The sequence below is a fragment of the Veillonella parvula genome (assembly GCF_018378075.1).
GTDB lineage: Bacteria > Bacillota > Negativicutes > Veillonellales > Veillonellaceae > Veillonella > Veillonella parvula_K.
Genome location: NZ_JAGZYE010000003.1, coordinates 142,577 through 165,558, shown reverse-complemented (window position 1 = coordinate 165,558; position 22,982 = coordinate 142,577). Strand labels below are relative to the sequence as shown.

General features: G+C 40.6%; 24 protein-coding genes and 1 other annotated feature. Of the genes, 20 read left to right on the top strand and 4 right to left on the bottom strand.

From position 1 onward, the window contains the following. The first annotated feature begins 333 nt into the window (after positions 1-333). From KH286_RS04670 to KH286_RS04615, 12 genes are all read left to right on the top strand, one after another. Positions 334-1,641 (top strand): FAD-dependent oxidoreductase, encoded by a 1,308-nt coding sequence (locus tag KH286_RS04670; protein WP_118091139.1) that lies wholly within the window; start codon positions 334-336, stop codon positions 1,639-1,641. After that, positions 1,638-1,916, top strand: a complete 279-nt coding sequence (locus tag KH286_RS04665; RefSeq protein WP_004694335.1) for a ferredoxin family protein — start codon at positions 1,638-1,640, stop codon at positions 1,914-1,916. Before KH286_RS04670 ends, KH286_RS04665 begins: the two co-directional genes overlap by 4 nt. 4 nt (positions 1,917-1,920) lie before the next feature. Continuing rightward, positions 1,921-2,910, top strand: coding sequence for an electron transfer flavoprotein subunit beta/FixA family protein (locus tag KH286_RS04660; protein WP_278617696.1), 990 nt, complete (start codon positions 1,921-1,923; stop codon positions 2,908-2,910). Continuing rightward, a complete protein-coding gene (locus KH286_RS04655) occupies positions 2,910-3,911 on the top strand; it encodes an electron transfer flavoprotein subunit alpha/FixB family protein (RefSeq protein WP_195213571.1) in 1,002 nt (333 codons plus the stop codon). Before KH286_RS04660 ends, KH286_RS04655 begins: the two co-directional genes overlap by 1 nt. A gap of 230 nt (positions 3,912-4,141) precedes the next feature. Continuing rightward, positions 4,142-4,900: an SDR family NAD(P)-dependent oxidoreductase gene (locus KH286_RS04650; protein ID WP_195213570.1), complete on the top strand. Its 759-nt coding sequence runs from the start codon at positions 4,142-4,144 to the stop codon at positions 4,898-4,900. A 210-nt stretch (positions 4,901-5,110) separates the two neighbouring features. After that, entirely contained in the window at positions 5,111-5,698 is a 588-nt protein-coding gene (locus KH286_RS04645) for a hypothetical protein (RefSeq protein WP_195213569.1), read from the top strand. A 232-nt stretch (positions 5,699-5,930) separates the two neighbouring features. After that, the gene (locus KH286_RS04640) at positions 5,931-6,881 is read left to right on the top strand and encodes an ABC transporter permease (RefSeq protein ID WP_316584336.1); all 951 of its coding nucleotides are present in this window, start codon (positions 5,931-5,933) and stop codon (positions 6,879-6,881) included. After that, entirely contained in the window at positions 6,874-7,683 is an 810-nt protein-coding gene (locus KH286_RS04635; RefSeq protein ID WP_008603309.1) for an ABC transporter permease, read from the top strand. The genes KH286_RS04640 and KH286_RS04635 overlap by 8 nt, the downstream gene beginning before the upstream one ends. A 66-nt stretch (positions 7,684-7,749) precedes the next feature. Then, a complete protein-coding gene (locus KH286_RS04630) occupies positions 7,750-9,273 on the top strand; it encodes an ABC transporter substrate-binding protein (protein ID WP_195213566.1) in 1,524 nt (507 codons plus the stop codon). Further along, entirely contained in the window at positions 9,266-10,033 is a 768-nt protein-coding gene (locus tag KH286_RS04625; RefSeq protein ID WP_195213565.1) for an ABC transporter ATP-binding protein, read from the top strand. Before KH286_RS04630 ends, KH286_RS04625 begins: the two co-directional genes overlap by 8 nt. A 1-nt stretch (position 10,034) precedes the next feature. Then, positions 10,035-10,775, top strand: coding sequence for an ABC transporter ATP-binding protein (locus KH286_RS04620; RefSeq protein ID WP_278617694.1), 741 nt, complete (start codon positions 10,035-10,037; stop codon positions 10,773-10,775). A gap of 218 nt (positions 10,776-10,993) precedes the next feature. Continuing rightward, positions 10,994-11,485, top strand: a complete 492-nt coding sequence (locus KH286_RS04615) for a hypothetical protein (protein WP_232192017.1) — start codon at positions 10,994-10,996, stop codon at positions 11,483-11,485. 57 nt (positions 11,486-11,542) lie between these two features. Here the strand turns inward: KH286_RS04615 and KH286_RS04610 are convergent, their stop codons facing one another. From KH286_RS04610 to KH286_RS04600, 3 genes are all read right to left on the bottom strand, one after another. After that, positions 11,543-11,890, bottom strand: coding sequence for a hypothetical protein (locus KH286_RS04610; protein ID WP_278617693.1), 348 nt, complete (start codon positions 11,888-11,890; stop codon positions 11,543-11,545). A 227-nt stretch (positions 11,891-12,117) separates the two neighbouring features. After that, a complete protein-coding gene (locus tag KH286_RS04605; RefSeq protein ID WP_008603303.1) occupies positions 12,118-12,390 on the bottom strand; it encodes a type II toxin-antitoxin system YafQ family toxin in 273 nt (90 codons plus the stop codon). A 6-nt stretch (positions 12,391-12,396) separates the two neighbouring features. Then, positions 12,397-12,678 carry a type II toxin-antitoxin system RelB/DinJ family antitoxin gene (locus KH286_RS04600; protein ID WP_004697933.1) on the bottom strand — a complete coding sequence of 94 codons (282 nt, stop codon included), beginning with the start codon at positions 12,676-12,678 and terminating at the stop codon, positions 12,397-12,399. Between the two features lie 185 nt (positions 12,679-12,863). Here KH286_RS04600 and KH286_RS04595 point away from each other — a divergent pair, with 185 nt between their 5' ends. Together KH286_RS04595 and KH286_RS04590 are read left to right on the top strand one after the other, a co-directional pair. Continuing rightward, on the top strand, positions 12,864-13,496 hold the full coding sequence (locus KH286_RS04595) for a hypothetical protein (protein ID WP_215676168.1): 633 nt from the start codon (positions 12,864-12,866) through the stop codon (positions 13,494-13,496). Positions 13,497-13,883: 387 nt separating this feature from the next. After that, positions 13,884-14,288, top strand: coding sequence for a hypothetical protein (locus tag KH286_RS04590; RefSeq protein ID WP_278617692.1), 405 nt, complete (start codon positions 13,884-13,886; stop codon positions 14,286-14,288). A gap of 133 nt (positions 14,289-14,421) precedes the next feature. Here the strand turns inward: KH286_RS04590 and KH286_RS04585 are convergent, their stop codons facing one another. Then, on the bottom strand, positions 14,422-14,937 hold the full coding sequence (locus KH286_RS04585; RefSeq protein ID WP_021147564.1) for a DUF308 domain-containing protein: 516 nt from the start codon (positions 14,935-14,937) through the stop codon (positions 14,422-14,424). 156 nt (positions 14,938-15,093) lie between these two features. Next, positions 15,094-15,297 (top strand) — a binding site (T-box leader). Positions 15,298-15,477: 180 nt separating this feature from the next. Between KH286_RS04585 and KH286_RS04580 the strand changes: the two genes are divergently transcribed. The 6 genes from KH286_RS04580 to KH286_RS04555 all read left to right on the top strand — a co-directional run bounded on the left by KH286_RS04580 (position 15,478) and on the right by KH286_RS04555 (position 22,392). Continuing rightward, a complete protein-coding gene (locus KH286_RS04580) occupies positions 15,478-17,016 on the top strand; it encodes a 2-isopropylmalate synthase (protein WP_278617691.1) in 1,539 nt (512 codons plus the stop codon). 1 nt (position 17,017) lies between these two features. Continuing rightward, entirely contained in the window at positions 17,018-18,277 is a 1,260-nt protein-coding gene (leuC, locus tag KH286_RS04575) for a 3-isopropylmalate dehydratase large subunit (RefSeq protein ID WP_278617690.1), read from the top strand. Between the two features lies 1 nt (position 18,278). After that, positions 18,279-18,770 (top strand): 3-isopropylmalate dehydratase small subunit, encoded by a 492-nt coding sequence (locus KH286_RS04570; RefSeq protein WP_008603290.1) that lies wholly within the window; start codon positions 18,279-18,281, stop codon positions 18,768-18,770. Between the two features lie 283 nt (positions 18,771-19,053). Beyond that, positions 19,054-20,124: a 3-isopropylmalate dehydrogenase gene (leuB, locus tag KH286_RS04565; RefSeq protein WP_278617689.1), complete on the top strand. Its 1,071-nt coding sequence runs from the start codon at positions 19,054-19,056 to the stop codon at positions 20,122-20,124. A 231-nt stretch (positions 20,125-20,355) separates the two neighbouring features. Then, positions 20,356-20,895, top strand: coding sequence for a hypothetical protein (locus tag KH286_RS04560; protein WP_119562495.1), 540 nt, complete (start codon positions 20,356-20,358; stop codon positions 20,893-20,895). Between the two features lie 309 nt (positions 20,896-21,204). Next, positions 21,205-22,392, top strand: a complete 1,188-nt coding sequence (locus tag KH286_RS04555) for a flavodoxin domain-containing protein (protein WP_024062044.1) — start codon at positions 21,205-21,207, stop codon at positions 22,390-22,392. The last annotated feature ends 590 nt before the right edge of the window (positions 22,393-22,982 follow it).

Genomic DNA, 22,982 nt, shown 5'->3' with positions numbered 1-22,982 from the left:
ATTATGCGGTCGTATTATACGCGTCTTGCTCCGTATAGGGTTTTTGCTACCTTTATCATACGCTACTTTTACCGTGAAAGCTAGACTTACTTATAAAATTCACGAATTGATGAATTTTATTGCACTCATCTAGAACAGAAAGTATACATTAGTATTAATATATAATGAGTATATATACAACATGTATAGACTTTTATAATATATTTCTGAAAAATATAGAATATATTCATCTTTCTGTGATAATTTTTAAAGGTATTTTGGTTCTAAATAGAGAAATATATATACTATATGAACTTATGTAAGTCTAAGCTTTCATTTAAAGGAGCTGAGTATATGGCAATTGATCGCAATGAAACATTTGATGTTATCGTTGTTGGCGCAGGGCCAGCAGGTTCTGCGGCGGCATTACGCCTTGCGGAGCAGAGGGTAAAAGTTTTACTCATCGAACGCGGTACCGCACCAGGCGCTAAAAACATGATGGGGGGACGCATTTATACACATTCTTTGGAACGTCTTGTTCCGGACTTTAGAGACCGTGCGCCGTTGGAACGAAAGGTGACAAAAGAGCGTATTTCTATTGGTACAGGCAATGAAATGACCACTATCGAGTATAGTTACCAAGATGGTGAACCTAATGAAGAATCCTACGTAGTATTGCGTGCTAAATTTGATAAATGGTTAGCAGAAGAGGCGGAGAAAAAAGGGGCTCTCCTCGTGTCTAATGTACAGGTAACTGAGCTTATTACCGAAGGTGAAGGAAAACGTCGCCGTGTAATAGGGGTTCGCTGTCACGATGACGAAGTATATGCAAAACTAGTTATCATCGCAGAAGGTTCTAACACATTATTATTGGAAGAAGCTGGTCTTACAGGTCCTACAGATCCAAAAACAATGGCTGTAGGGGTGAAAGAAGTATATAAACTCAAAAAAGAGGATCTTGAAAATCGTCTCATGCTATCTGGCGATGAGGGGATGGCGTGGCTTACTTTGGGCGATATGACCGATGGCTTATTGGGCGGTGGCTTTATTTATACGAATAAAGACAGCCTTTCCGTAGGTATGGTTGTAGGCCTTGAAGATATCGGTAAAGCAAATAAATCGGTAGATGAAATGCTACTAGCTTTCACAAGCCATCCAAGAATTGCACCATTATTGAAAAATGGTCAATTGAAGGAGCATAGTGCGCATCTCGTGCCAGAAGGCGGCTTTAAAGCTCTGCCTACATTGGGCGGTAATGGGTATGTTATCGTTGGTGATGCGGCGCGTATGTGTATGAACTTGGGGTATACCATTCGTGGGATGGACCTTGCCATCGAATCTGGCATGTGTGCAGCCGATGCGGTTAACGTAGCATTGCGCGATGAAAACATGGAGCGCGTTGCTAAATTGTATGAACGTCAAATCAAGAATTCTTGGTTATATAAGGACATGAAGCTTTATAAAAATATGCCTGCCTTCCTCGCATCAAATCCTCGCATATTCAAAGAGTATCCAGCTCTTGTGAATCATGTGATGCGCGATGTATTCACTGTAAATGGTGATGGTGCAGTACCAATGATGAAGAAATTGATGGGTAGTGTAAGTGACGTTGGTTTAGTTACCTTGATTCGTGATGCTTGGAAAGGGGTGCGTTCCCTATGAAACTAGAAGAGCGCTTGGGCGCCAATAAATACTATGTAGATGAAACGTCTCCTCATATTATTGTGGATGGCGCTGGCTTTAGCTTGGAAGAGAAAATGAAACTCGTAAACGGCTGTCCTGCCGGTCTATATACATTACAAGAAAATGGTGATTTAGCCTTTGATTTCGCTGGGTGTCTTGAGTGCGGCACCTGCCGTGTTCTTTGTGGCGAAACAATCGTAAAAACTTGGAAATATCCGCGTAACGCTAAGGGCGTAGAATTTAGACAGGGGTGAGTGTATGGAGTTATTAGTATGTATCAAACAGGTTCCAGATACATCTGAGATTAAGCTGGATCCGGAAACGAATAATCTCATCCGCACAGGTCTGCCTAGTATTGTAAACCCTTACGATATGCATGCGTTAGAGGCAGCTCTTGCGGTAAAAGACCAATATGAAGGTAGTCGTGTAACCGTTGTCACTATGGGGCCTCCTCAAGCTGAGGCGGCACTTCGCGAGTGTTTATCCCTCGGTGCAGATGATGCGGTGCTTATTACAGACCGTGCTTTCGGCGGTGCTGATACATTGGCTACAAGCTATACGATTGCCTCTGCCATTCGTCATATTCAACGTACCATGAATCGCGAGTTCCAAATGATTTTCTGCGGCAAGCAGGCTATCGATGGGGATACGGCGCAAGTAGGTCCTCAAATTGCGGAGGAACTAGGCATGGCGCAAGCTACGTATGCTTGTGAGTTGACCGTAGATCAGGCGGCTCAAAAGGCGATTGTGAAACGAGAGCATGAAAATGGTTATGAAGTGATTGAGGCTCCATTACCATTATTGGTAACAGCTACGGCTGAACTCAATGAGCCTCGTCAACCAGGGCTTTGGAGCTCTATTTACGCGAAACGTTATGAAATTTCCCATATTACATTGCGTGATATGCCTAATATTGATGAAAGCCGTATTGGTCTCAATGGCTCTCCTACGCGCGTTCGTAAGGTATATCAACCACCGCTTCGGGGCAAGGTAGAAATGCTTTCATCCGTGGAAGAAGGGGCTAAAAAGGTTCTTGAATTGGCCTATAATATCAAGCCAGAAAAGTTCTCTCATCTGTTGGTACCGAGCGAAGAACCCGTGGATGAGCCTGTAGATAACAACGATGAGGGCGTGGATGTAAAAGATCCTGTGCAGCGAGCTGCCACTGTTGAAAGTGTATCCTCTAGTGAGTTTAAGGCTTTAGCGGCCGTTAAAGGTGAAAAAGGTTCCAAAGGAGGTGATCGATAATGGGAGTGACAAATTTTGATGAATATAGAGATGTCTTTGTCGTAGCCGATACCATCGATGACGTAGTGCATCCGGTTACATACGAACTTATCGGTCAAGCTCGTCGAATCGCTAAGGAATTGGGGCAACTCGTTCAAGTTATGCTTCTTGGTGAGAATGTTCAATCCGAGGCGGAGGAACTTGTGGCACATGGTGCGGATATTGTTCACGTTTTTGAAAGCCCTCTTTTGAAATACTATACAACAGACGGCTATACAAAGGTTTTGACAGATTTCTTTGAAGATCATAAGCCTAATATTCTTTTGATTGGCGCTACGAACAATGGTCGAGACCTTGCACCTCGTATGTCTGGTCGCATGCAAAACGGCGTAGTAGCTGACTGTACCATTTTGACTGTAGATACTACAGAAAGCCTTGTAGAATGGACGCGTCCTGCCTTGGGTGGCAATATTTTAGCTGAAATTATCTCTCCAAATCATCGTCCGCAAATGGGTTCTGTCCGTCCTAATGTATTTAAGAAGCCAGAACGTATTGCAGATAGCTGGGGCCGTATTCAAATTGAACAATTCGATCTTAAATCTGAAGATATTCGCATGAAGCGTCTTGACTTCATTCCGTTCAGCAAAGATGGTTACAACATCCAAGAAGCGGATATCATCGTAGCCGGCGGTCGCGGCGTGGGATCCAAGGAGAACTTTGATAAGCTCTACGAACTGGCTGAAGCTATTGGCGGCGTAGTAGGTGCTACACGTCCCCTTGTAGAAAAGGGCTGGATCGAATTACCATACCAAGTAGGCCAAACAGGTAAAACTGTAAGCCCTAAATTATACTTGGCATTCGGTATCTCCGGTGCTATTCAACACGTGAGCGGTATCTCTGGTGCTGACACAATTGTAGCTATCAATAACGATCCAAATGCAGAAATCTTCCAACACGCTAACTATGGGATAGTGGGGGATTGCATGGAAGTGTTAAATGATATGTTGGCGCATTTGAAATAAAACTATATAACTGATTACAAAGGATTACCGTTCCGAAAGACTCCATAGTGACCTAAGTCGCTTCCAGAACGGTAATCCTTTTTCATTTCTATGCGTTTTGCCTTCAAATGCGTCAATATGTCATTTTGGGGAGTGGGAGAGCGTGGCATGCGTAGCGGCCTAGAGTCCATTACATATTAAAGTGGTATAATTAGGCTATAGATATAGTTCGGATTGATAAGGAGGTTCTTATGGCTCGTAATGTTTTTGTTACTGGTGCAACGTCTGGTATTGGTCTTTGTATTGCCGAGGTGTATGCCAAGTATGGCGATAATGTTTTGATATCTGGCCGTCGCGCTGAGGTGTTGGCTGAGGTACAGGCTCGTTTATCTAAGGAATATGGCGTGCGCGTTGAGACTTTACTACTTGATGTGCGTAGTCGTGAGGATGTTGAAAGCAAGGTTCCAGCAGCAATTGAAGCGTTTGGTGGTGTTGATGTCCTCGTAAATAACGCAGGTCTTGCGCAAGGTTTGGATCCTTTTCAAGATAGTGCTGTCGATGATGCGGTGACTATGATCGATACGAATGTGAAAGGCCTTTTATATGTAACAAAGGCTGTACTACCTTATATGATTGATAAAAACGCAGGCCATATTGTGAATATGGGCTCTACTGCTGGTATATACGCATATCCTGGTGGCGCTGTTTACTGCGCTACAAAGGCGGCCGTTAAGATGTTAAGCGATGGTATTCGGATGGATACGATTGCTACAGATATTAAGGTCACAACCATTCAACCGGGCATCGTAGAGACTCCATTTAGTGAAGTGCGCTTTCACGGTGATACGGAAAAAGCTAAAGCCGTTTATGCCGGCATCGATGCAATCCAACCTGAGGATGTGGCGGACGTTGTGCTATACGTAACAAACCAACCTAAACGCTTGCAAATTTCTGATGTCACAATCATGGCAAATCAACAAGCAGCTGGATTTATGGTACATAAGAAATAAAACATCCTATGATTTAATGTGAAAGTTGATATAGAACTCATCGCTTTACATAGGAAATAATTACTTGAAATTCCCTATCATTTAGGATATAATTATAAAATAAGTTTTGATAAAGAATATTTTGTAAAATGTATTTTTTATATTATAATATTCTTAATACATTTGTTGTGTTTGTAGAGATGTATTTGTAAGAGAGCGGAGATTATATTAATGTTGAAGAAATTTGTATTGATGGCAGTTGCTTGTGCATGTGTAGGTTCTTATACTGTTGCTGGTGCTCAAGGTACTCTTGATGTAAAATCAGATCAACCTAAATCTGTGGTAGCTCAACAAGAAGCGCCAATGGTTGGTATGCCAAGTCCGTTTCATGAGTTTTCTACTGTAGATGAAGCGGCTAGATATATGAACATTACACCTCAAATGCCTAAGGTATTACCTGTAGGTTACAATATTGAATCTGTAAGTACTATTGATAAGGATGTATTGCAAGTGGTTTATGTTTACCAAGCTGGTGAAGATGCTACTCGTAATCAAGCTACAGGCAAACGCATCGTCCATCGCATAGCCAATGAAATAAAAGAAGATATCAGCGGCGATTATAACGATTTTCGTGTAACAGCTAATGAAAAAGTAAACGGCACAAAGGTTGTTTTCAAAGGTGGCAATAAAATGGTATATCTCATAGGTTGGACAAAAGACGGACAAACTCATGGGATGTACTTCGAACGCCCTGTAACTCGTGACATGGCTAAAGCAATCGTTGCTAATACGGTAGCCCCAAAACAACATACAAAATAATATAAAAGTCCAGGCCTAATGGAATAGGCATGCGAGCTGTGGTGAAGCACTCGCATGGACACTGTAAGGGTTTTATATGGAACGGCTCCTCATATGAGGGGCCGTTTTTGTTGCTATGCAAAACTTTCATAATGATAATGATTCTAAATACCCATATAGGTATATCTATCTAAGTATTACATTGATAGAATATAAATATAGCTATTTTGTGATAAAGAAGGCAGGTGATGTGTTGTATCGATTAATACTACAGCGTTTAGCGAGTATTGTAGGTATTTTATTGGTGGTTACTATCGGTACATTTGTATTGATAAAATTATCTCCTATCGACCCCGTGTCGATGAAGTTTAATCTTGTAGGGGCTACACCTGATCCAGTTGTGGTTGCGCAGATACGAGAGCAGTTAGGGCTCAATGATCCTTGGTGGCAGCAATACTTACGTTGGTTAGGTCAAATTGTACAAGGGGACTTTGGTGAGTCTATTCTGTATGCTTTACCAGTGGTGACCATTCTTGGAGGCGCCTTGCCTAATACCTTAGGGCTCGTATCCTTAGCTCTTGTTATGGGAATCGTGGTGACCATACCACTCGGTATGTTATCTGCAAAGTATCAAGACTCATGGATTGATCATGGGGTTCGTCTCGTTACATTCCTAGCATTAGCAATCCCTGGGTTCTGGGTCGGTTTATTATTACTGTACTTATTCGGTGTTAAATTACAGCTAGTGTCGGTAACGAATACCAATGGCTTTTCTGCCTATGTATTGCCCGCGGTAACCCTTGCTTTATGGATATGTGGTCTCTACATTCGTCGATTGCGCAATGCTATTTTAGAAGTGTCGCGACAGCCCTTTGTACAGGGGGCGCGAGCATTAGGATTGCCAGAATGGATGGTCTACACCCGTTACATATTCCCTCATGTGGGACTTATGTTGTTGCCTATGATGGGGGTAACTATGGGCGCTATGCTAGGTGGCTCTGCCGTTATTGAAACGGTATTCTCCATAAAAGGTATTGGTTACATGATGGTACAAGGTATTATGGCTCGCGATTATGTGTTGATGCAAGGTTATATCATCTGGATTACTATGGTGTTCATCGTGATAAATATCATCATTGATGTATTGAGTGTTTGGCTGAATCCGAAGCGAAGAGCCGCCATAAAAGGAGGCTCCTATGAATAGACAAAAGCCCTATACTTTATACGCTATGTTGGTATTAGCAGCTCTGTGGATCGTATTTTTCTTATGCGCTCCCTATATAGCACCCTTTGATCCTGAAACAACGAGTATCGCGGACCGCTTACAAGATATTAGTAGTACCCATCTATTAGGTACTGACCAACTCGGTCGTGATGTGTGGTCTCGTATTCTGTACGGTGGTAAAGCTTCTTTAGGGATTGCTTTCACCATCATTGGCATTAGTGGGGCCATCGGTATCGCTATTGGTGGATTAGCAGGGTTCTCTACACCTCGCGTTGACCGTTGGTTATCTCGTTTAATCGATTTAGTACTTGGCTTCCCGAATATGGTTATCGCCATTGCTTTCATCGGTATCATGGGCCCTAGCATTACGAATGTAATCATTTCCTTGTGCATTACGAAATGGGCGGAATATGCCCGTATCACTAGAGGCCTCGTACAGATTGAACGCCACGCGGAGTATATTACCTTTGCTCGCATGTCAGGTGCTTCAAATCTACGAATTCTGTGGCGCTATATTCTGCCGAATGTATTGCCACCGTTGGTGATTGTTATTATTCAACATCTAGGGGATGCCATCATTTTGGTAGCCAGTTTCTCGCTCATTGGCATCGGTGTGCAACCGCCGGATCCGGAGTGGGGCGCTATCTTGTTGAGCTCCCGAGATTTTCTACAAACGGCACCGTGGCTATTAATTTACCCGGGGCTTGCCATTTTTATTACCGTTGTTTTATTTAACTATATTGGTGATGCGTTGCGCGATGCCCTCGATGTATCTCGTTAACTGTGCTGTATATAGATTTTTTATGGTGAAAGCCTCGACGAGGCGATGTATTTTAAAGGAGATATTATGAAACGTTGGTTGTTAGCATGTTTGTCCATGCTATGTATGGTAGCTCTCTTGGTCGGCTGTGGCAATGATACTGCTAAAGACGGCAAACAAGGGAAGCATATGAATGTTGGTTTGTATTGGTTTGGTGAAACATTAGACCCAACTCACGAATGGGATGCGTGGACATTGACTCGTATCGGCGCTGGTGAAACATTGGCAACAGTAACACCAGATATGAAATTTACTCCACAATTGGCAGATTCTTGGGAAAATGTAGACCCTACAACATGGAAATTCCACATCCGTGAAAACGTTAAATTCCACAATGGTACTCCGATGACGCCTCAAAAGGTAAAAGAGTCCATCGAGTACACAATGAAACAAAGTGCTCGTTCTGCAAAAGCTGTTAAGATTGAATCCATCGCAGTAGATGGTCAAAACTTGATTATTAAAACAACAGAACCTAATGGTTCTTTGTTATCTAGCTTGACTGAACCTGCTTTTGTTATCATGGACACTGCAGATCTTAAAGATGTAGCATCTAAACCGGTTCTTACAGGTCCTTATAAAATCACTTCTTTCAAAAAAGGTGAAACAATTGAACTCGCAGCCTTCGCAGATTACTGGGGCGGCAAACCAGGTCTTGATTCTGTAACTGTAAAAGACATCGAAGACAATAACAAACGCGCTATGGCGTTGCAATCTAAAGACGTAGACGTAATTCAAAAAGTGGACTCTGCTAACCGCAGCTTGTTCAAAGATGGCTTCAATATTCAAGACGTTGCTGGCGTTCGTGTATTTATGTTAAAAGCAAACCACACAGAAGCATCTCCATTACATGATAAAGCTGTGCGTTCCGCTATTGCTCATATCATTAATTATGATTCCATGGCTAAAATCATTGGCAATGGCTCTACACCAGGGGCGGCACCATTCCCGCCATCTGCCAACTTAGGCTATGATGCAATTGCTAATAAACCGATGACAGATGTAGCAAAAGCTGACCAAATCTTGACTCAAGCTGGTTACGCTAAGAATGCAAACGGCATGTATGCAAAAGATGGCAAAGAATTAGCGATTACTATTGCTATTTGGGGTAAAGACACAAGCTTATACGAAGAAATTCAACAAGAATTGAAAAAAGCAGGTATTGCTGTAACTCTTAAGAAATTACAAAGCCCTGATGAAGTAGATACACTTGGTACAGATGGTTTCGATTTGGTAGAACGCAATGTAGTTACTATGTCTACAAACGATCCTTACTGGTTCCTCAGCTTGTTCTACAAAACTGGTGCGAAAGCAAACGTTGGTGGCTACTCTAACCCTCAAGTAGATGCGTTAATCGACCAATTATCAGTAACATTTGATCAAAACGAACGCTCTAATATTGCAAAACAAGCGCAACAAATCTTAGTTGATGACGTAGCAGATATCTATTTGTTGTATCCAAGTGCAACAGTTGTATTTACTACAAAAGTTAAAAATGTACCGGTACATCCAATCGATTACTACTTATTAACAAAGGATTCTACTATTGAATAAATCTGATTGTATCGTATTTGATAAGGTTACAATTTCATATGGTGCGGAGCAAGCGGTACGCGATGTATCCTTCTCCGTGCCAAATGGTGAGGTCTTTGCCATCGTTGGTGAAAGCGGCTCTGGTAAATCTACGTTAGTTCGTGCCACCTTTGGCATGTTAAAACAAGCTAGCATTAGCGGCCAAATTTTGCTAAATGGCACCGATGTTTCTACATTGAGTGATGGTGATTGGCGACAATTGCGGGGCGCGAAGATTTCTATGATCTTTCAAAATCCCAGCGCCTATCTAAATCCAAATCGCACCGTAGAAAATCACTTCAAAGATTTATTCCGTGCTCATGGTGAAAGCTATGATGTAAGCCGTGTTATAGATATGCTTAATCTTGTTCACTTAACTGACGGAGAGCGTATCTTGCAGTCCTATCCGTTTCAATTGAGCGGTGGTATGCAACAACGGTTAGCAATAGCCTTGAGCCTCATCTTGAAGCCGAGTATCGTATTTGCCGACGAACCGACTAGCGCCTTAGATATGCTCGTGCAAGCCTCTGTATTGGACCTTATGAAAGAAGTAACACAGGCTCTTGGGGCAACGGTGATTATTGTAACCCATAATATCAAGGCGGCGGCGCGCATTGCCAATAGCATCGGTGTTATGAATAAGGGGCAACTCGTTGAAGTGGGATCCACCACAGAGGTTATGGCCCATCCGAAGGATGAGTATACTCGTATTTTGTTAGATTCCGTAATGAAAGTGGTGTAGTATGATTCAACTCGAGAATATATGTAAACAATATACGAACCACAATCATACGATCCACGCCGTTGATAACGTATCCTTTTCCGTGGCTCCCAATGAACGCGTAGGTATTGCTGGTGGCAGTGGTTCCGGTAAAAGTACGCTGCTTAGGCTGATTGCTATGTTAGAAAAACCTACATCTGGCACCTTGCGACTCTTTGGTGAGGAAATCCATTCCATTCAAAATCATACAGAAATATATCGCTCTATGCAGATGATGTTCCAAAATCCCTTGGCGGTTATTCCTCCAAGGATGAACTTAGAAGCATTTCTCTTAGAGCCATATATCAACTATGGGCTTATGGATGTGGCGTCAGCAAAGGACGATATCCGTAAATGGATGCAACGAGTAGACTTGCCAGAAAATACGGTGTATAAATACCCTCACGAAGTCAGCGGTGGTCAGTTACAACGTGTCGTATTGGCACGGATCATGTTGATGAACCCCAAGCTAGTACTCTTTGACGAACCTACATCAGCCCTTGATGCGGTGAATCAAAAACTAGTGTTAGACCTATTACAAAAACTCCATTCGGAACAACCCTTCGGCTACGTATTCGTCAGCCATGATATTGGCCTGTTACAAGCCGTAACAGATCGAATCATCGTTATGAAAGATGGGCAAATCGTAGAAACTATCGAATCAAAACGACTTAAAGAAGCGGTACACCCATATACAAAATCACTTGTGGAAGCGAGTGAGTAGAAAAAAAGCCCCTATGCTTTGATATGTCCCCCCCTTACTGGTTGTCCAGTAAAGGGGGACATATCACAATAAAGGGTCTTTTTATTTAAGTAGATTAAGATAAAATTGTTGGTATCAATAAATTAGTTGTATTGATAGAGGAGTTTATATAAAAGGGGAGAATAATAAATAATATAAGTTAAATTGTTGTTGGAGAGATTATATTGTTAGGAGAATATATGATGGAGCTGATAGATGAGTTCTTAGCGGTGTTGAGGGAGTCATTAGATATGTTGCATAATAATGATCAGTATTTAATAAATTATGAGGCTGATGAACCGGTGAAGAATGATGAACATGTTAGTGAACTATCTATTTCACATAAACTTAGTCATTATTTGGAGTTGTTTGTTACTGAATATCATGTAGATTGTGAATATAATCGAAATGTAGCTGATAAAAAAAGTATGGGGGAGAGTCGTATTAGACCAGATATTATTATTCATAAACGTGGCAATAATGAGAAAAATTTTGTTGTTATAAAGATAAAGCCTTGGTGGAACCGTGATGATGTGATAAAAGATGAGGATAAGCTAGCATATTTGACAAACCAGGATAATGAATTTAAATATAAATACGGATTGAGTTTAATTATTGAGCAAAGTAGATTAGACGATAAAGCTAAAATTTATGAAAATGGTGAAGCTCAAGGTGATTATATAAGGGTATAAATAAGTTAACATATAGAAAGAGGCTCCTTTTAAGGAGCCTCTTTCTATTCATTTATATTATTCAATTTCCGCTTTCAAATCAATTATGTTTTTAGCAGCTACGCATGCATCACAGTCACAGAATTTGGCGCCTTCAGCTTTGATGTCTTTAGCGTGTTGTAATAGGTTAGCTGCGCTTTCTGCGCCAAGGATTTGTGTAGCGAGTTCAGAGCCAGCAAAGCCAATTGTTTCGTCGATAAGTGCAATATTTTGTTCTGCTACAGATACGAGTTGTTTCGTGAGTTCTTCTTGTTTAGGTGTACCTTCTGCATTAATCCAAGATTGAGCGAATTCCTTTACTGTTTCATTGCTTGTAGGTGCATCTAATAAAGCTTGTACGAGTTGTGTTAATTGTGTATGTGTCATGATAATCTCCTTAATATAACTAGTAAATATGAGTTTCGAAAGATGCACTTACTATCATAGGAACACCTGTTCATTTTTATAAGTTCATTATAGCACTTACAATAATTTTGAATAGTAGAATGATTTGCGATAGATACTATCAAATAGGATAGATTTATGATAATAACTGGTATAAATTTTTTGGGGAATAGAAAAGAGGAATGCTTTCACATTCCTCTTAAGCTTAGTTAGAATAAATCTGAGTGGCTACCCGTGCGAGTTAAAGATAATACTAATATGTCATCTTTAATTGCATAAATTAGAAGCCAATCTGGCTCGATATGTAACTCTCTAAAGCCTTCGTAGTTTCCTGTTAATGGATGATCTTTATAACCAGGATCTAATAGCGTTTGATTCTGTAATTTATTGATGATTGAATAGAGTTTATTGAGATCTTTACCGCGTTTTTTTGAGCGCTTTAGGTCCTTTTTGAACTTACTGCTAAGCACTAATCTCAACATAACTGATTACTCCAATCCTAAATCCTCAATCATTTCTTTTACATTAGCATATGATTTTGCTTTTACTTTTCCTGCCAATATATCTTTCGTTTCTTGAATAGCAGCTTCTGTTTCTGCATTATAACGAGGTTGTTTAGGTTGAAATGGAAATCCGCCTTCCATTAGTGATGTGTGGAGAAAAATATTAATCGCATCAGTTACGGATATGCCAAAGCTAGCATATAGTGCTTCTAATTGTGCTTTTACAGCTGGCTCGATACGCAAACTGATAGAGGCTGTTTTTGCCATAGTATCACCTCCTGTTACTTCTATTGTAATGCACATGCTATATAATTGCAATCTTATAACTGCGAATTGCAAGCATAATATATATCTTTTCCTGGACGAAAAATACTTATGAATATAAAAAATATTAGCTTTTTAGGTGATATAATTAACTTACTATATATAGTTTGTTTGCAGGGGATTGTATCATGAAAAAGGTTGTATGTATGTTAGCTACGCTAGCTTTTATAGGTTCCATCAATGTTGTGTCCGCAGATGAGTTGATGAGATTCCGTCTTAATGGTAATTCTATTTATGATCAGCCTTATGGTGATCGAAATGAGTTCCCATGTCCCAATGGACTTGGTAGTTGTACTATAACTGATGAGGATTATAGAAGCACTCGTAAAGGTCAATCTCTAGAGGTGTTTGATACCCTATATGAGGCTAAGCAACATTTGAACTTTAAACCGCAGTTGCCAAGTGGTTTAGAGGGATTACGTCCCGTACATGTATCTATTGTGGATCACGATGTATTACAAGTTGTGTATGCCTATCATGAGCTTTTAAAAGGAACATATTTTGACCGTGTAGATGATATGCCGCAGTATATTAAATACCGAGTATCTACCGTATCAGGTAATATCGCAGGTGACTATAAGGATTATGTACCTCAGAAAACAGAGATTATAAATGGGATGACGATAACCTATCGAATGGTAGATGACGCTGTTTACTTAGCATCTTGGGAACATGAAGGACAAAATCATGTGTTCTTATTTAATGAGCCAGTTTCTGTTGAGCGTGCTAGAGAAATGATTAACAGTGTAGGTACTAATTAAGTTTATTGCTGTACTATCTTTTTAAGCCTGATTAGCTTATAATATACATATAAAGAGAGCCCATTAACGTGATTAGGGCGTTAGGCTCATCTAAAACTGAACAAAATTATGATGACGCCTAACGTGTTAGAGGACTGCACTCCTCTATACGTTAGGCGTTTATCGTTGTACTACTTAACTAGTGCAATGATAGTGACTACTGATAACAGAACTATGATAATTACATAGGTAACTTCATGATTTGTCATAGTATCACCTCCTCGCGGAGATGAACCTAACTCACGTCAACAGACTCTCTTCGTAATAAGTATAGCAAAATACTCTTTACACAAATAGCGATATACAGTCCTCTTTGGTGTGCTTCATATTAAAAATAACGGAGCTTATATGAACGCAGATAATTATAAGATTTCAACGTTGCCATATATAGAAAATGCTAGCAATGAGATAATGGAAAAGTACAATATAAAAGCGCAATATGAAACAGAACCGCCTCATGGAGATGCTATATATTCTATTTCTATAAAGGGCAAAGTATTGCCATTTTGGATTTATGGTAGAGATGTTACTTTCATAGGTAGTATGGTTATGGTAGAGTCTGTAAGATGCAAAACATGGAATCCCATAGAATCCATCATTATTGATTTAGAGAATGAAGTGTATGCTAGTTTAAAGGGATGGTATACAGATATTTCATTTGTTAATAATCGAATAGAGCTTACTAATCAAGTTGTAAAAGTGGATAAACGAATTCTAAAAAATTTTGTGAATTTAGAGTGGATACGCTTTTAAGATTGATTGCCTAGAGGTATGCTTTTGGATAGATATTTTCAAATAAAATAGCTGTCACAAATACGAAATAGACATCGTAATTTATGACAGCTGCTTTGGCAGTACATGGTCAATCTAACAGTGTATTGTTATTTTATTTTCTGAAAGCCTCACCGATGGAATAAATCCCGTCAAATAAGAAGCCGAAAGCGATGCAATAGATAAATGCTTCACCAAAAGCGATCGGCTCGAATATAAGTAATAGGCCTAATAGTAAAAGAATTAGTGCAAGCCATTTTGCATTACGTCCCATGAGTGATACCATGCTGTCGGACTTTCTTGATTTAATGAAAATAAAGATGGCTTCAAATACCATCCAGATGCCGATTGTGATCGGGAATACTAACGGTAGGAATGCAAATCCGCCGCATACGAGAAAGATACCGAATAGAGCATTGATAATGCCGCTGATGAGATACCAGCCGCTACGTAATTCAGCCGGTAACATAAAATAATTTATAATGGAGCTGACCGCATTGACGAAAAAGATAATAGAAAAAAGCCAGGCAAAAGCCATGAGATTAATAACGGGGTTTAATAGTAAGAATATCCCCAGGATAATGCTTACAATACCCGATACAATAAAGAAGAATTTGCTTGAACCACTCATAATAATTCCTCCAATCATTGGTACTGCCTATTTTCAGTATGCGTGAAATCATGGGGAATGTCAAATTGTAACGATAAAACTGTGCTTTCACAAAACTCACATGTCCATCCTGTTGACACAGTTCTATAGAATGCCGTATAATACTTTTATATCTTAAATCAAGCGATGAACGGGTATAAAGGTTTACAAATCCTGCTTTCAGAGAGTTGCCGGCTGGTGCGAGGCAATAGAGGTTGTACGCTGACACTCTCCCGTGAGCTTTGATGGCGAATACAGCAGTAGTCATTGACGGTGGTTCCATTATACCCGAAACGAGTCCCAATTAGGGTGGTACCGTGTTATGAATATAACGCCCCTTTGAGCAACGACAGTTGTTCTGAGGGGCTTTTTTTATTGTAAAAGTCTAGTAAAATTACTGATTTGATGTATCTACGTTGGCTTCAGCCGAAATAGCGTTGGAATCGGCGATTTTACTAAACTTTCACAATAGATAGATATAATACAGCGTTATGTTTTATTAGTACAGAAAAGGTGAAGATTATGGATCAAAATCGCGTATATTTCTTCGATACAACCCTTCGTGATGGGGAACAAACACCTGGCGTAGCATTGCAAACACCAGAAAAAGTTGAAATTGCGAAAGGCCTTGCACGCCTCGGCATCGACGTAATCGAGGCTGGCTTCCCAGCAGCATCCCCTGGGGATTTTGAAGCAGTACAAACGATTGCACGTGAAGTGAAAGGTGCAACAATTTGTGCGTTGGCACGCGCTAATGAAAAGGACGTTCAAAAGGCAGTTGATGCATTGAAAGATGCAGAACGCAGCCGTTTGCATGTGTTTATCGCTACATCCGAAATCCATATGAAATATAAATTGAAAATGACTCGCCAAGAGGTATTGGACCGCGTTAAATCTATTTTGGAATTTGCAAAAGGCAAATTCGACGAAATCGAGTTCTCCGGTGAAGATGCAGCTCGTTCTGATTTAGACTTCTTGTGCGAAGTGTTTGGCGTAGCTATCGCTGGTGGCGCTACTATTCTTAACGTACCAGATACAGTAGGTTATATGATCCCTAACGAATTCGCTAACAAAATTCGTTACATCAAAGAACATACACCTGGTATCGAAAAAGCAATCATCTCAGTTCACTGTCATGACGACTTAGGTCTTGCTAATGCAAACTCCTTGGCAGCTATCGAAGCAGGTGCTCGTCAAGTTGAATGTACAGTAAATGGTCTTGGTGAACGCGCTGGTAACGTAGGTATCGAAGAAGTAGTAATGGCGCTTAAAACTCGCCATGAATACTTCGGCGACCTTCAAGTGAACATCGATACAAAACAATTCACTAAATTGTCCAAATTGGTAAGCCGTTTGACAGGCGTAGCGGTGCCTCCAAATAAAGCAATCGTTGGTTCCAATGCATTTGCTCATGAGTCTGGTATTCACCAACATGGTATGATGAGCAACCCTGAAACTTACGAAATTATGACTCCTGAGTCCGTAGGGGCTGAAAAAACAGACCTCGTATTAGGCAAACACTCTGGCCGTCATGCCTTTGCTGATCATTTGGCAAAACTTGGTTTCCAATCTTTCACAGAAGAGAAAATCAACGACCTCTTCGGTAAATTCAAAGAATTGGCGGACCGCAAAAAACAAGTATACGATGATGATATCGTAGCCCTTGTAGTAGATAATCTTCACCACAAAAAAGCATTTGAACTCGTGGCTCAATACTACAAATTGGGCGAAAAAGGCTATGCCTATGCTGATGTTCGTCTCATGACTCCAGAAGGTGAAAAAGCCGATGCAGCCGTTGGTGATGGCCCAGTAGACGCATCCCTTAAAGCGGTTGAACGTGTGGTTGGCTTGCCAATCAGTTTGAAAGATTACCAAATCCGCGCTATAACAGCTGGTAAAGATGCCCTTGGGGAAGCAACTCTCAAGGTAGAATATAACGGTCGTTTGTACCATGGTCGTGGTATCAGCACCGATATTGTTAAATCAAGTGTAAATGCATATATTAATGCAGTAAACTCAGTATTCCTAGCTATGGAGCTAGAACAACAGGAGGAAGAATAATATGGGTATGACCATTACTGAAAAGAATATGGCTCGTCATGCGGGTCTTGATGTTGTAAAGCCAGGCCAAATCATCGAGTGTCATTTGGATGCGGTATTGATGAACGACATCACATTCCCACCGGCTCGCAAAGAGTTCTTAAAAATCGGCAAACCTGTATTTGATCGTCATAAAATCTACTTGGTGCCTGACCACTTTACACCAAATAAAGATATTCAATCCGCTACACAAGCAAAAGTAATGCGCGATTTCGTACGCGAACATGGCATTACGAACTACTTTGAAGTAGGTAGAATGGGTATCGAGCACGTTATTTTGCCAGAAAAAGGTCTTATCGGTCCTGGCGAAATGATGATTGGCGCTGACTCCCACACTTGTACCTATGGTGCGGTGAATGCATTCTCCACAGGCGTAGGCTCCACTGATGCGGGCGTTGCTATGGCAGAAGGTAAAACTTGGTTCAAAGTGCCTGAAACAATCAAGGTTGAACTTATCGGCAAACCTAATAAATGGGTAACTGGTAAGGACGTAATCCTCGATTTAATCGGTCAAATCGGTGTAGACGGCGCTCGTTACATGGCTCTTGAATTCGCCGGCGATGGCGTACAGCATATGACTATGGCTGACCGTCTTACAATTTGTAATATGGCTATCGAAGCGGGCGGTAAATGTGGCGTATTCCCTTACGATGCAATTACTGAAGAATACATTAAAGGGCGCGTAAATCGCCCTGTTGAGCCAATCGTTCCAGATGCTGATGCGGTATATGCCCAAACTATTACAATCGATTTGTCCAAATTGCAGCCAGTTGTAGCATTCCCTCATTTGCCATCCAATACGCATTACATCAACGAAATCGACAAGGATATTAAAATCGATCAAGTTATCATCGGTTCTTGTACAAATGGCCGTTATGAAGACTTGGTAGCAGCTGCAGAGATCTTCAAAGGTCGCAAGGTGGCTCCATTCGTTCGTTGTATCGTAATCCCTGGTTCCCAAGATGTGTACGACCAAGCTATGAAAGAGGGCCTTTTAGATATCTTCATTCAAGCTGACTGCGCAGTGTCTACGCCAACATGTGGTCCTTGCCTAGGTGGTTACATGGGCATCATGGCCGAAGGGGAACGCACCGTTTCCACGACAAACCGTAACTTCCGTGGTCGTATGGGTCACGTTGATTCTGAGGTATACTTGGCAAGCCCATACGTGGCAGCAGCAAGTGCTGTATTAGGCCGCATTGCAGGCCCTGAGGAGGTTTAATATGGATTTTGAAAGCAAGAAAATCTGGCGCTACGGCGACGATGTAGATACAGACGTAATCATTCCGGCTCGTTACTTGGCGATTGCCGATTGGAACGAATTGGCGGAACATGCGATGGAAGATATTGATACTACTTTCGCTCCCAATGTGAAAGCTGGCGAAATCATGGTAGCTGGTAAAAACTTTGGCTGTGGTTCCTCCCGTGAACACGCACCAGGCGTTATTAAAGCCAAAGGCGTGCCTGTTATCATAGCACACTCCTTTGCACGTATCTTCTTCCGTAATGCTATCAACATCGGTTTACCAGTTGTGGAAATCGGTGAACAAGTTGATCGTATCGATGCAGGCGATGCTATAGGCGTAGACTTGTCTAAAGGTATCGTGTACAACTTGACGAAAAACGAACAATACCAAGGGACTGAGTTGCCACAATTCATTCAAGATATTGCGGCAGCCGGTGGTCTTGTAAGTTTTGCTAAAAACCGTAAGTAGCAGGATGAAACGAAACACGTATCTCAAGCCTCCAAAGCGAGCTAAGTCGGTTTCGACACGTGTTTCGTTTCCAATCATTCTACTTTTGTGTAGCAAAACTTAAAATTCCTCTAGCTAACAATATTTGAATGGATTTGTGGCAGAGGGGGAATGAGGAGCGAGCTAAGTCGGTCTCAAGGCATATGCCAGCTCTTGTCCCATTAAGTTCTATTGCGATTTCTTCGCAAAGGACACTGGGGGAAGAGCATGAGGTTTACAATCTTTTACTATATGGAGAGGTAAGATGAGCGAAAAGTGTATCGTATTGATTCCTGGTGATGGTATCGGTACTGAGATTATTGCGGCAGCGAAGGCTGTGTGTGGTGTGGCTTTTGAGAAAGCCGGTGTAAAGGTTAATTGGATTGATAAGAAAGCGGGCGGTGCGTCTATCGATGCGTATGGTGTGCCTTTGACTGAGGATACGATTGAGGCTTGTAAAGCGGCTGATGCTGTATTGCTCGGTGCTGTAGGCGGTCCTAAATGGGATAATGTCGATCCTTCTATCCGTCCTGAGAAAGCAATTCTAGGTCTTCGTAAGGAGCTTGGTTTGTTCTGTAATTTGCGTCCTGTAAAAATCTATCCATCCTTGCAAGAGTATTCTCCACTTAAAAAGGAACTCGTGCAAGATGTAGATTTCGTTATCGTTCGTGAGTTAACTGGCGGTATTTACTTCGGTGAACGGGAAGAGGCACAAGGTGAAGGTGCTAACGAGTTCGCTTGGGATAAAGAAACGTACAGCCGTTATGAAGTAGAGCGCATCATGGACATCGCTATGGAAACAGCTCGTAAACGTAACAAAAAGGTTGTATCCGTAGATAAAGCAAATGTATTGGCTTCTTCTCGTTTATGGCGTAAAATCGCTCAAGAGAAAGCCGCTGCTAATCCGGATATCGCAACAGATTACCTTTATGTAGATAATACAGCAATGCAACTCGTTGTAAATCCTGCACAGTTTGACGTTATCGTTACAACGAACTTATTTGGCGATATCTTGTCCGACGAAGGTGCTGTTATCTCTGGTTCCATCGGGCTTTTACCATCTGCATCTATGGGTACAGGTACTGCATTGTACGAGCCAATCCACGGATCCGCACCGGACATCATGGGCAAAAACTTGGCGAATCCGTTGGGTACAATCTTGTCCGCTGCGATGATGTGCCGTCACTCCCTTGATTTACCTCAAGTGGCTGACGCTATTGAAAAAGCTGTAGAACAAGTGCTCGTTGATGGTTACCGTACAGGAGATATCTACCGCGAAGGCTTAAAACGAGTTGGTACCACAGAAATGGCACAAGCCGTAATCGAACGTTTATAAAAGCAATGAATTAAGATTCCTCAAAGTTATTAACGTGAGTTACGTCATTTTCAAAATCGTACCATAAGTGTTAAAATACAGATATTATAATATATTTGTCTAATTAAATAAGAGAGGGTTGTAAGGCCCTCTCTTTTTTGTGGGACGCCTAGCGGTATGTGTAGTTGCTCTTCATATATTAGAGTGCTATATTGGTAGATGTATGGCAAGATATTCTTTAAGGAGGCCTTTATGAATTCTTCGATGTATCGAAATTTAACCATTACTGCTTTATTGATGGCATTAGCCATTATGATTCCTATTGTGATGCCTTTGAAAGTTGTGATTCCACCGGCATCGTATACATTGGCGAGTCACGTTCCTATATTCCTGGCTATGTTCTTATCTAGAAAGATGGCGGCTTGTGTTGTCATAGGTTCTACACTCGGCTTCTTTGTAGCAGGCTTCCCAATTGTTATCGTTATGCGTGCTGCATCTCATATCATCTTTGCCTTGATGGGGGCTTACTATATTAAACATCATCCAGGAGTATTAACAGGGGCTCTATCCTTTGTTGCGTTTAACCTTGCTTGTGCTATCGTTCACGCTATTGGTGAGGTACTAGCATGCCTATTGTTCTATACTACAACTACGATGCCGAACATTGATCTCATCTACGTTGTATTTGTTCTTGTAGGCGGCGGCACCATCGTTCATAGTTTGGTTGATGGATATATTGCATTATATATCTATAAAGCTATCCCTGGACTATCTAAATCGGGTAATAAATAATCATATAATTACATATACTCGTAACCACTCATGGGAAATCGATGTGTACTAATGTACGGCATGTGATTACCTATGAGTGATTTTTATAATAATTCTCAAATCTGTACCTACAGGTACAGACTTCATTATGTGATGTCCGTATAATAGAACCATAGTTAATGACCGATTTGTGTTGTATCTATTGATACAACATGGGGCCATATATTGGGTAATACCGGTGAAAGTTGCGCCTCTCATCTGTGGGCCTTTATAGACTCATTAAAAGATATGAGGTGAGTATATTTACTTTCACAGAACATGGAGGTTATTATGAGAAAGCACATTAAAAACAACGTATCATGGGTTGGTAAAATCGACTGGGAATTGCAAGAGTTTCACGGTTCTGATTACACCATTAATAATGGGTCTAGCCAAAATGCCTATTTGATTGAAGAGGAGAAGACGGTCCTCATCGATACTGTATGGAAACCTCATTCCTCTGAGTTCATCGATAACTTGGAATCTGAAATTGATTTGAATACGATTGATTTTATCGTATGTAACCACGGCGAAGTAGATCACAGCGGTTCCTTGCCTGCATTGATGGAAAAAATCCCTAATACGCCTATTTATTGTACAGAAAATGCTGTTAAGTCCTTGGTTGGTCAATATCATCACTCTGAATGGAACTTTAAAACCGTTAAAACAGGGGATTCCGTAGATATTGGAAACGGAAAATCCTTGGTGTTCGTAGAAATGCGCATGCTCCACTGGCCTGATTCCATGGCGACTTATATGACAGGGGATAATATCTTGTTCTCTAACGATGCATTTGGTCAACATTTTGCCGTAGAGGAATTATGGGCAGATAAGGCCGATCAATGCCGTCTATGGGAAGAGGCGATGAAGTATTACGCGAATATCTTGAATCCGTTCTCTCCATTGGTAAAAGCTAAAGTTGAAGAAATTCAAAAGCTTAATTTGCCAATCGATATCATCGCTACGAGTCATGGAGCGATTTGGCGTGAAAATCCAATGCAAATCGTAGAAAAATACTATGAATGGTCGCAAGCATATCAAGAGAATCAAATCACAATAGTATACGACACTATGTGGGACGGCACCAAGAAGTTGGCACATAAGATTGCTGAAGAAATTGCGAAACAATCCCCTGATACACGTGTTAAGATTTTCAATATTAGTAAAACCAATAAAAATGACATCATGACAGAAGTCTTTAAGTCTAAAGCTATTGCTGTAGGGTCTCCAACAGTAGGTAATAGCGTATTATCTTCCGTAGCTGGTTGGCTCGATTTCTTGCGTGAGTTGAAATTTAAAAATAAAAAAGCCGCTGTATTCGGTACCTATGGTTGGTCTGGTGAATCTACAAAGGTACTCCGTGAAGAGTTGACTAAATATGGATTCTCTGTAGTAGAACCTGAAATCAAATGCAACTGGAACCCAGAAGAATCCGATTTTAATAAAGCAGAAGCACTTGTAAGCGCCTTATTAGCATAATTACATATAATAAAGAAAGATTCTTGTTATAAAACCCCTATTTTTGATATGTACCCCCTTTACTGGATAATCAGTAAAAGGGGTATTTTCATGAAGAATAGGGGCCTTCTTTTTTTAAACATATACATAAAATATTAGTCAATATAAATTGTATTTGTCATGTTTATTCTCATAACATTCTCGTTAGCGTTTTTTGGGGCACCGATTTGCATTGATAGATGCTGATACTATAGAAATATAAAATTATAATAAAATGAAAAGTTACTGATTAAATATACAAAATAGTTTAATTCACATATAATTCATGAATTAAGCGTGAATGGGATATAATAAGGGTAAAAGGTATATTTTGCGTACTTATAAGGTGGTTATTTATTTATAAGTTATACAGTTTGTTACATGAGAAAAGTTTACAAAGTTGCGAAAAATTTAACTCATAAGGGAAAATAATGAGTAAAATTTATTTCCCTATAAAGCTAGGAATAAAGCGGATTTTGATAGGTATAGAAACTTGTTAATTTGATTTGTGTTAGAAAAAAGGGTTGTGTATATCGTAAAACTTTGATATTCTATGCGAGTAATCGACAATA

Coding starts and splice junctions, on each gene's coding strand:
- KH286_RS04670 (WP_118091139.1), top strand. CDS start 334: ATGGCAATTGATCGCAATGAAACATTTGATGTTATCGTTGTTGGCGCA.
- KH286_RS04665 (WP_004694335.1), top strand. CDS start 1,638: ATGAAACTAGAAGAGCGCTTGGGCGCCAATAAATACTATGTAGATGAA.
- KH286_RS04660 (WP_278617696.1), top strand. CDS start 1,921: ATGGAGTTATTAGTATGTATCAAACAGGTTCCAGATACATCTGAGATT.
- KH286_RS04655 (WP_195213571.1), top strand. CDS start 2,910: ATGGGAGTGACAAATTTTGATGAATATAGAGATGTCTTTGTCGTAGCC.
- KH286_RS04650 (WP_195213570.1), top strand. CDS start 4,142: ATGGCTCGTAATGTTTTTGTTACTGGTGCAACGTCTGGTATTGGTCTT.
- KH286_RS04645 (WP_195213569.1), top strand. CDS start 5,111: ATGTTGAAGAAATTTGTATTGATGGCAGTTGCTTGTGCATGTGTAGGT.
- KH286_RS04635 (WP_008603309.1), top strand. CDS start 6,874: ATGAATAGACAAAAGCCCTATACTTTATACGCTATGTTGGTATTAGCA.
- KH286_RS04630 (WP_195213566.1), top strand. CDS start 7,750: ATGAAACGTTGGTTGTTAGCATGTTTGTCCATGCTATGTATGGTAGCT.
- KH286_RS04620 (WP_278617694.1), top strand. CDS start 10,035: ATGATTCAACTCGAGAATATATGTAAACAATATACGAACCACAATCAT.
- KH286_RS04615 (WP_232192017.1), top strand. CDS start 10,994: ATGATGGAGCTGATAGATGAGTTCTTAGCGGTGTTGAGGGAGTCATTA.
- KH286_RS04610 (WP_278617693.1), bottom strand. CDS start 11,890: ATGACACATACACAATTAACACAACTCGTACAAGCTTTATTAGATGCA.
- KH286_RS04605 (WP_008603303.1), bottom strand. CDS start 12,390: ATGTTGAGATTAGTGCTTAGCAGTAAGTTCAAAAAGGACCTAAAGCGC.
- KH286_RS04600 (WP_004697933.1), bottom strand. CDS start 12,678: ATGGCAAAAACAGCCTCTATCAGTTTGCGTATCGAGCCAGCTGTAAAA.
- KH286_RS04595 (WP_215676168.1), top strand. CDS start 12,864: ATGAAAAAGGTTGTATGTATGTTAGCTACGCTAGCTTTTATAGGTTCC.
- KH286_RS04590 (WP_278617692.1), top strand. CDS start 13,884: ATGAACGCAGATAATTATAAGATTTCAACGTTGCCATATATAGAAAAT.
- KH286_RS04585 (WP_021147564.1), bottom strand. CDS start 14,937: ATGAGTGGTTCAAGCAAATTCTTCTTTATTGTATCGGGTATTGTAAGC.
- KH286_RS04580 (WP_278617691.1), top strand. CDS start 15,478: ATGGATCAAAATCGCGTATATTTCTTCGATACAACCCTTCGTGATGGG.
- leuC (WP_278617690.1), top strand. CDS start 17,018: ATGGGTATGACCATTACTGAAAAGAATATGGCTCGTCATGCGGGTCTT.
- KH286_RS04570 (WP_008603290.1), top strand. CDS start 18,279: ATGGATTTTGAAAGCAAGAAAATCTGGCGCTACGGCGACGATGTAGAT.
- leuB (WP_278617689.1), top strand. CDS start 19,054: ATGAGCGAAAAGTGTATCGTATTGATTCCTGGTGATGGTATCGGTACT.
- KH286_RS04560 (WP_119562495.1), top strand. CDS start 20,356: ATGAATTCTTCGATGTATCGAAATTTAACCATTACTGCTTTATTGATG.
- KH286_RS04555 (WP_024062044.1), top strand. CDS start 21,205: ATGAGAAAGCACATTAAAAACAACGTATCATGGGTTGGTAAAATCGAC.